Raw genomic sequence first — 6773 nt, 5'->3', positions numbered from 1 at the left:
GGCAGCCGATCCGTGGCGCAGCTCCAGGAGCCGGCTGTAGTAATCCAGCGCGGAGATCCGGCCTTCGCGGAATTCCACACTGGCCGCGAGAAGGCGCTGCAAAAAGGCCTGATTCGAGGCTTCACTCAATACCACCGTGGCCTTCTGCAAAAACTGCTGGAGTTCTTTCTTGAGCGTTTCGGAATCGAGCTCTGCTTCGTAGGCGGAAGCTTCAAGAAGCCGGGACAGGTTCGGATAGGGGCTGTCCGCGCCCTGCACAAGCACTCCGGTTTCCCGGGCGCGCGTGTTGAGAAGCTTGAGATAATCTTCGAGCGGAAAGTCCCCTGCCTCGAACGCCGTGCGCCGGGCATCCAAGTCTTGGAGAGCGCGTGAAAAATACGCGGACTTCAAAGCGCTCAACGCTTGCTCCATTTCAGCCAAGACCGGATCGATCCCGGGTTGCAAAAGCAGGTTGATTTGGTACAGAAGCCCGTTGCGAAAATAGAGATCCGGATCCTCCACGCCCCAAATCAACATGGACGGCCGCTCGGTAAAGGCGAGATACTCTTCCCCCGTGATCTCGCCGGCATCGAGCAGGACATCGGAAAGGCAGCGGCGCAAATCAGCATCCGCACAAGCGGCGAGCACGGAAGGATCCACATAACCCATCGCGCCTTCCACACAAATCAACGCAAGGTCATGATTCTCAACAAGAGATTGAATCAGGGAAGCCGAATTGCGCTGGGCCTCGGCATGGGTGTGCAAATCCTGGATGTGAACAACCAAACGATCGGTCTTGCCTTGAAAACTTTGGATGCGGCGGGCGAATTGAGCGGGAATCCGGAGTTCTGATGCCGGGGGCAAAGGAGACCGGAGCCCGGCCGCGTTGCCCAGGACCTCAATGCGCTCCGGGGCCGAGGGCACGGACTCAAAGCCGGCCACAGGCGAAGGGCTGAGCTCAGCCGGCTGGAGCAAAGCTACCCGCTGGGGCCGTTTGAACAGGCGCCCCGAAGTCGGCGCCGCCCACCCGATACCCACGGAGGTCAGCAGAAATATCTGCGCTAGCCACAAGGAGATAAGCCGGTTCATATGTATCCGGGGACACAATACTTATTGGCGAAAATTAATCAATATTGCGTCCCAATTTCCCCTTTAAAGATATTTTACATCATTGTTTACCTGCAGAGTGAGTAAAAGAATTGCAAAAGTACTACTCAAGTATATAAGGGAACAAAGGCTGGGTCAATATGAAGCATGTAAGTTTTTTATCTGGGGACACAATACTTATTGGCGGGGCTTAAACAATACTAAGTCCCCACTATTCGGTTAGGAAACCCGGGAGCCCAGCGCTTTGGGCCGGTCCGGAGCCAACAGGGCAATCCCCTCCGTGTCCCGTACGGCGAGGATCATTCCCCGGCTCTCCACCCCCCGGATTGTGGCGGGCTGAAGATTGGCCACCACCACAACCTGGCGGCCCACCAGTGCCTCGGGCCCGTAGTCGGAGCGGATCCCGGCCACGAGCTGGCGCGGGGCCTCTTCTCCCAAATCCACTTTGAGGACCAGGAGCTTGTCCGCGTCAGGATGGAAGGAGGCCTCCAGCACTTGGGCGATACGGAGATCGATTTTGGCAAATTTCTTCATGGGAATGAGCTTTGGCTCAGGCTGCGCCGGCTCAGATGCGGGCATTGGTTGCCCGGCCGCGGATTCGGGTTGGGTTTTGTTGTCGGGTTCAGTCACTTCAGCCTCTCTATTAGATTCCCGTCTTCACGGGAATGAGGGTTGTCCTCAGTCATTCAAATGATGCGTGTGCGTCATCCCGAGTGACGCATGGGCGTCATCCCGAGCGAAGCGTAGCGTCATCCCGAGCGAAGCGAAGGGATCTTTGCGGAACAAAGATTGCTTCACCTGCGGCTCGCAATGACGCGTGGTGCCTGACACCTTGCTGAGTCTGCTATCCTCAAAAAATTCCGGAGCATGTCCTTCCCCACTGTTGTGAGAATGGACTCGGGATGAAACTGCACGCCCCAAATGGGCAGGCTCTTGTGCTGCACGCCCATGATTTCGCCCTGATCCGTCCAGGCGGTCACTTCGAGTGCCTCAGGCACACTGTCTTTGTCCAAAATCAAGGAGTGATAGCGCGTGGCCGCAAAAGGCTCGGGCAATCCCTCGAACAAGCTCCGGCCCTTGTGGCGGATTTCCGAAGTCTTCCCGTGCATGATGCGGCTGGCCCGCACGATTCTTCCGCCAAAGGCCTCGGAAATACACTGGTGCCCCAGGCAAACGCCCAGGATAGGGATCTCGCCTCCCAGCTCTTTGATGAGCTGCAAGCTAATGCCCGCGTCTTTGGGCCCGCCCGGTCCGGGCGAAATCACAATCTGCCGGGGGGCCAGGCGCCGGATTTCCTCCACCGTGGTTTTGTCGTTGCGCCGCGTTTCGAGCTTCTCCCCGAGCTCGCCCAGATATTGGACGAGGTTGTAGGTAAAACTGTCGTAGTTGTCGAGCATAAGGATCATAGGTTTATCACTCTGGTATCAGGCACCTTACTGACTCTGGTATCAGGCACCACTTGCGAAGCATCCTATACAGACTGTGGTGCCTGACACCTTCTAAGCGGACTCATGCGCCGCCTCGATCGCGCGCACCATGGCCTTGGCCTTGTTCACAGTCTCTTCATATTCCCTGTCAGGCTTGGAGTCCGCCACAATACCGGCGCCCGCTTGCACGTAGGCCTTCTTGTCCTTCATCAAAATAGTGCGCAAGGTAATACAGCTGTCAAAATTCCCGCTAAAACTAAAGTAACCCACAAGACCTGCGTAAGGACCGCGCTTGGTCTGTTCCAGTTCGTCAATAATCTCCATGGCGCGCACCTTGGGCGCGCCGCTCACGGTGCCCGCGGGAAAGGCCGCGCGGATGGCATCATAAGCGGTCTTGCCCGGCTTGAGAATGCCCTGGCACTCGCTCACCAAATGCATCACATGAGAGTAACGCTCCACAGCCATCCACTCCGGCACATGAACAGAGCCGTAGCGGCACACGCGCCCCAAATCATTGCGCCCCAGATCCACGAGCATCAGGTGCTCGGCCCGCTCCTTGGGGTCTTTCAACAGGTCCTGGGCGAGGCTCTTGTCCCCGGCTTCGTCTTTTCCGCGAGGCCGGGTCCCGGCAATGGGCCGCACCATGGCGCGGCGGCCCTCCACCCGCAAAAAGACCTCGGGCGAGGAACCCACCAAGGCCTTATTCCCCATCTCGATCAAAAACATGTAGGGACTGGGATTGAGGCTCCGCAAGGAACGGTACACCTCCAGCGGAGTGGCGGAACACGCGGTTTGAAAACGCTGGCTGTAAACCACTTGGATAGCCTCACCGGCCCGAATATACGACTTGATCTTGCGCACATTTTCTTCGAAGTCGTCGCGTTTTACATTGGAACGAATGCGCGGCTTCACGCGCTTCGCAGAGCTCTTGGGCCGGGGCAAGGGCCCTTGCAAACGGCGCAGGCCCGAACACAAATCCTTACAAGCGGTGTCATAGACTTCCGCAATCGCGCGGCTGCTGCGCACCCCCCTCCCGACTTCCGGAACAAGCGCATTGGCCACCAACCGGATCCTCTGCCGGACGCGGTCGTAGACCAGCACATTCTTGGAAAGCATGAACACCGAGTCCGGCGCATTCAGATCATCCACGGGCTCATCCGGCAGATTCTCAAACCAACGCACCATGTCATATCCCATATACCCCACCAAACCGCCCGCAAACGGAGGCATATCCGGCATGGGTACATACGCGTGCTTGCCCAGGAATTGCTGAATTTCGTACAAGGGGTCTTTCTTGGTGGGCCACTCATTCACAAGCTTGAGCGGGGCAGTTGCGGTGCGAGGCAACTCCCACTGCCGTATCCAGGGCCCATGACTCTCCAGAATGGCGGAGGGATCACTCCCCACAATGGAGTAACGGCCCAATTGTTCGCCGCCCTCGACAGATTCCAGAAGGTAACTGTAAGACCCGCGTTTCCATTTGAGGTAAGCCGAAAGAGGGGTCTCCAGATCCGCAGAGGTTTCCAAATAGACGGGGATGAGGTTTCCCTTGCGGGCGAGCTTGCGGAAATCGTGCAGCGTCGGACAGACCGGAGTCGGTTTCATTTAGAAGAGTCGGCCTTTTCAAGAGCAATGCCGCGGTAAAAGCAGGACCGCTCGCCTGTGTGACAGGCCACGCCCTCTTGGTGCACTTTGAACAACAAGGCATCCGCGTCGCAGTCGTAAAGGATTTCCTTCACGGTCTGGAGATGACCCGAAGTCTCGCCCTTGAGCCAGAGTTTTTGGCGGGAGCGGCTCCAGTAAGTGCACTTGCCGGTTTCCAGAGTCTTTTTGAAAGACTCTTCGTTCATGTAGGCCACCATCAGAACCTCGCCGTTTTCGGCGTCCTGAACAATGGCGGGAATCAATCCTTTGTCGTCGAACTTCAATTGGGGGATGCCGGTCATTGGTTTACTCTTTCCTGATTCGTCATTGCGAGCCGAACCTCATTCGTCATTGCGATCCGCCACGATTCATGGCGGAGAAGCAATCTTTTCGGAACAAAGATCACCACGTCGCTTTGCTCCTCGTGATGACGGGCTCTGTTACGCTTCTCGTGATGACGGGCAAGGGCAGACGTGTAACGGAACTGCCTCTACCTTCTTACAAGAACGCCGCGCCCGGCCAGGTAATCCTTGGCCTCACTCACCGTAAACTCACCATAATGAAAGATCGACGCTGCCAATGCCGCATCGGCCTTGCCCACAGCCAGGGCTTCGTACAAATGCTCCAGAGTCCCGGCACCACCTGAGGCAATCACCGGCACAGGCACGGCTTCGGCAACCGCACGCGTCAGTTCTATATCATACCCGGTCTTTTCCCCATCGCAATCCATACTTGTGAGCAGAATCTCCCCTGCCCCGCGCTCCACGCCCTCCCGCACCCATTCCAGGGCATCACGCCCCGTGGGTGTGCGGCCGCCGTGAGTGTAAACCTCCCAACCCGGAGCATTGCTGCGGCGTTTGGCATCCACAGCCAACACAATGCACTGGGCCCCGAAAGCAGCCGAGGATTCATTCAGGAGTCCGGGTCTTTCCACGGCAGAAGTATTGATGGAGACTTTGTCCGCACCGGCCTTGAGCAGAGCGCGCACATCCTCGACTGCGCCCACGCCGCCGCCCACGGTCAGCGGCATAAAGACCTGTTCGGCCGTGCGCTGCACCACATCAATGAGCGTCTTGCGGCCTTCATGACTCGCGGTAATGTCCAGAAACACAAGCTCATCGGCCGCCTGCTGCTCATAAGCAGCCGCGACTTCAACCGGATCACCGGCATCGCGCAAGTTGACGAACTTCGTGCCCTTGACGACCCGGCCGTCCTTAACGTCCAGACATGGGATGATGCGTTTTGCTAACAGCTCAGCCAACTCCGTTTTCGTTCCAGCTATCCTGAGGATCCGGCTATGCCGGTCCGAGGGATACACACGGAAGGGGGGCAGGCGACACGGGGTGTCGTCGCCGTTGGAGGGGAAACCCCCGGTTTCCCCCCAAATAATTTGGTGCGCCTGGGAGGATTCGAACCTCCGCACCTGGCTCCGGAGGCCAGTGCTCTATCCCCTGAGCTACAGGCGCAAAGAACAGTTATTCAAGCAGATCCCCAAGGGCCGATCTCCTTTAGTGCCTCGCGTAAGGTAAAGCGGTTTTCATAAAGGGCGCGGCCGGAAATCGCGCCTACAAGACCTTTGGGTTCGAGCTTCTTGAGCTCCTTAAGGTCATCCAAAGTGGATACCCCGCCCGAAGCAATCACGCCGAGCTTCGTGCGAATCAAAAGTTCGTTCAGAGTCTCAAGCTGCGGCCCGCGCAACGTCCCGTCGCAGGCAATATCCGTGTAGATCACGGTCTTCACGCCCAGGGCCTGAACCTCGGCCGCCAAATCAAAAAGCGATTTCCCGCTCTCTTCGGCCCAGCCCTCTTTCATGACCTTGCCGCCCATGGCATCCAAACCCACAATCAAGCGGTCGCCGAAAGCATCCACAGCTGCCTTGAGAAATCCGGAGTCCTGCGTGGCCTTAGTGCCCACCACAGCATAACGCACGCCCGCCTCGAAAACAGCCTCGATCTGCTCTGGGCTCCTGAGGCCGCCGCCGGCTTCGATGTCCACGTCCACGGCCTGCGCAATTTCCCGGATTTGATCCAGATGATGCGTCACGCCCGTGCGCGCTGCGTCCAGGTCCACCACGTGGATGCGCTCTGCGCCCTCATCGGCCCACCGCCGGGCCACTTCGCCGGGATCATTGCCGTAGACTGTGGCCTTGGAAAAATCGCCCTGCCAAAGGCGCACGACTTTTCCGTCCTTCAAGTCAATTGCTGGAATAATTAACATTGCAGACTCTCGGGGACGGTTCTCGTGCAACTCGATGAGCCACAGCGGCTAAGCGAGAACCGTCCCTGGTTTTGTGCTACGTCATCCCGAGCACAGCGAAGGGATCTTTGTCCCGCAAAGATTGCTTCGTCGCCTTGCTACTCGCAATGACGTTTTGGTGTCAAATATTCAGAAAATTCTTCAAAATCCGCAAACCGGCTTCCTGGCTCTTCTCCGGGTGAAACTGGGTGGCAAATATATTGCCTTGGGCCAGTGCCGCGGCAAAGGGCCCCCCATAATCAGCCCGCGCTGCCACAGCAGCCTCATCCCGGGGGACCACATGAAAGGAATGCACAAAATAGACCCAGGACCCTTCGGGCACTCCGCGAAACAGCGCCTTTGCCTGCTCGTTTTCCGGGG

General features: G+C 57.7%; 8 protein-coding genes and 1 tRNA gene. All 9 read right to left on the bottom strand.

The window, feature by feature from the left end; genetic code table 11:
• A partial coding sequence (locus JW937_09465) for a hypothetical protein (GenBank protein ID MBN1587634.1) occupies window positions 1–1068 on the bottom strand: 1068 nt, incomplete at its 3' end.
• A gap of 237 nt (window positions 1069–1305) precedes the next feature.
• Complete coding sequence (gene metG / locus JW937_09460; GenBank protein MBN1587633.1) at window positions 1306–1665, bottom strand: methionine--tRNA ligase subunit beta; 360 nt, start codon at window positions 1663–1665, stop codon at window positions 1306–1308.
• Between the two features lie 215 nt (window positions 1666–1880).
• Window positions 1881–2492, bottom strand: coding sequence for an aminodeoxychorismate/anthranilate synthase component II (locus JW937_09455; protein MBN1587632.1), 612 nt, complete (start codon window positions 2490–2492; stop codon window positions 1881–1883).
• A gap of 93 nt (window positions 2493–2585) precedes the next feature.
• Window positions 2586–4118 carry an anthranilate synthase component I gene (gene trpE / locus JW937_09450; GenBank protein ID MBN1587631.1) on the bottom strand — a complete coding sequence of 511 codons (1533 nt, stop codon included), beginning with the start codon at window positions 4116–4118 and terminating at the stop codon, window positions 2586–2588.
• Window positions 4115–4459: a phosphoribosyl-AMP cyclohydrolase gene (gene hisI, locus JW937_09445; GenBank protein MBN1587630.1), complete on the bottom strand. Its 345-nt coding sequence runs from the start codon at window positions 4457–4459 to the stop codon at window positions 4115–4117. The genes trpE and hisI overlap by 4 nt, the downstream gene beginning before the upstream one ends.
• 188 nt (window positions 4460–4647) lie before the next feature.
• Window positions 4648–5409 carry an imidazole glycerol phosphate synthase subunit HisF gene (hisF, locus tag JW937_09440; protein ID MBN1587629.1) on the bottom strand — a complete coding sequence of 254 codons (762 nt, stop codon included), beginning with the start codon at window positions 5407–5409 and terminating at the stop codon, window positions 4648–4650.
• Between the two features lie 139 nt (window positions 5410–5548).
• A tRNA-Arg gene (locus JW937_09435) sits at window positions 5549–5623 on the bottom strand.
• Between the two features lie 13 nt (window positions 5624–5636).
• On the bottom strand, window positions 5637–6374 hold the full coding sequence (hisA, locus tag JW937_09430) for a 1-(5-phosphoribosyl)-5-[(5-phosphoribosylamino)methylideneamino]imidazole-4-carboxamide isomerase (protein MBN1587628.1): 738 nt from the start codon (window positions 6372–6374) through the stop codon (window positions 5637–5639).
• A gap of 160 nt (window positions 6375–6534) precedes the next feature.
• Window positions 6535–6773 (bottom strand): imidazole glycerol phosphate synthase subunit HisH (gene hisH / locus JW937_09425; GenBank protein MBN1587627.1); only part of this gene is annotated, 239 nt, incomplete at its 5' end.

The sequence above is a fragment of the Candidatus Omnitrophota bacterium genome (assembly GCA_016929445.1).
In the GTDB taxonomy this organism is placed as follows: domain Bacteria; phylum Omnitrophota; class Gorgyraeia; order JAFGIU01; family JAFGIU01; genus JAFGIU01.
This window is presented reverse-complemented; position numbering and strand designations above follow the sequence as displayed.